This window comes from Pseudomonas sp. BJa5 (assembly GCF_030272875.2).
Lineage (GTDB): Bacteria > Pseudomonadota > Gammaproteobacteria > Pseudomonadales > Pseudomonadaceae > Aquipseudomonas.
The window spans coordinates 1-1,763 of record NZ_JALRNG020000083.1; the positions used below are offsets into that span (position 1 = coordinate 1).

A 1,763-nucleotide genomic window follows, 5' to 3' on the forward strand; every position below is an offset into this window, starting at 1 on the left:
ATGCGTGCACCGGCCTTGCCGTAGATGCCGTAGTAGCCTTCTTCGGTCAGCTGGTGGGCGTCCATCTTGGTTGGCGGGGCCAGCCACAGACGGGTCGGGATACCGCCCTTGACCTTGTCCAGCAGCTTGCCGGCAGCGCGGAAGTGACCGATGTTGGTCATGCACGAACCGATGAACACTTCATCGATCTTCTCGCCCTGTACGGTCGACAGCAGGCGTGCGTCGTCCGGGTCGTTCGGCGCGCAGAGCACAGGCTCCTTGACGTCGGCCAGGTCGATTTCGATGATCTCGGCGTATTCGGCGTCCTTGTCGGCTTCCAGCAGCTGCGGGTTGGCCAGCCAGGCTTCCATCGCCTGGGCGCGACGCTCCAGGGTACGGGCATCGCCGTAGCCTTCGCTGATCATCCAGCGCAGCAGGGTGATGTTGGACTGCAGGTACTCGGCAATGGCCTTCTCAGGCAGCTTGATCGAGCAACCGGCGGCGGAACGTTCGGCCGAGGCGTCGGACAGTTCGAACGCTTGCTCGACGGTCAGTTCGTCCAGGCCTTCGATTTCCAGGATGCGGCCGGAGAAGGCGTTGATCTTGCCTTTCTTCTCGACGGTCAGCAGGCCTTGCTGGATGGCGTAGTAAGGGATGGCGTGGACCAGGTCACGCAGGGTGATGCCTGGCTGCAGCTTGCCCTTGAAGCGCACCAGTACCGACTCCGGCATGTCCAGCGGCATGACGCCGGTGGCAGCGGCGAAGGCGACCAGGCCGGAACCGGCCGGGAAGGAGATGCCGATCGGGAAGCGGGTGTGCGAGTCACCACCGGTACCGACGGTGTCCGGCAGCAGCATGCGGTTCAGCCAGCTGTGGATGATGCCGTCGCCTGGACGCAGGGACACGCCGCCACGGGTGCGGATGAAATCCGGCAGGGTGTGGTGGGTGTTGACGTCGATCGGCTTCGGATAAGCGGCGGTGTGGCAGAACGACTGCATGACCAGGTCGGCGGAGAAGCCCAGGCACGCCAGGTCTTTCAGCTCGTCACGGGTCATCGGGCCAGTGGTGTCCTGGGAACCGACGGTGGTCATCTTCGGCTCGCAGTAGGTGCCTGGGCGCACGCCCTTGCCAGCAGCCAGGCCACAGGCCTTGCCGACCATCTTCTGCGCCAGGGTGTAGCCCTTGCCGGTGTCGACCGGGGCTTCAGGCAGCTTGAACAGGTCGGTTGCGCCCAGGCCCAGTTCGGCACGGGCTTTTTCGGTCAGGCCACGGCCGACGATCAGCGGGATACGGCCGCCAGCGCGGACTTCGTCGAGCAGGACCGGGGTTTTCAGTTCGAAGGTGGTGACCACTTCGCCGCTGTCGTGGCGAACGACCTTGCCTTCATACGGGTAGACGTCGATGACGTCGCCCATGGCGAGGTTAGTGCAGTCGAATTCGATCGGCAGGGCGCCGGCGTCTTCCATGGTGTTGTAGAAGATCGGGGCGATCTTGGTGCCGAAGCAGAAGCCACCGCCGCGCTTGTTCGGCACATACGGGATGTCGTCGCCGAAGAACCACAGCACCGAGTTGGTGGCCGATTTACGCGAAGAACCGGTACCGACCACGTCACCGACGTAGGCGACCGGGAAGCCCTTGGCCTTGACGGCTTCGATCTGGGCCAGCGGGCCGACCGAACCTGGTTGCTGCGGCTCGATGCCGTCACGAGCCATTTTCAGCATGGCCAGGGCGTGCAGCGGGATGTCAGGGCGCGACCAGGCGTCCGGGGCAGGGGACAGGTCGTC

The 1,763-nt window shown here is 64.6% G+C and carries 1 protein-coding gene; it reads right to left on the reverse strand.

Annotated elements, in window-relative coordinates; translation table 11 throughout:
• On the reverse strand, nt 1-1,763 hold a 1,763-nt coding region (locus M2D63_RS25510), incomplete at both ends, for a bifunctional aconitate hydratase 2/2-methylisocitrate dehydratase (RefSeq protein WP_285865865.1).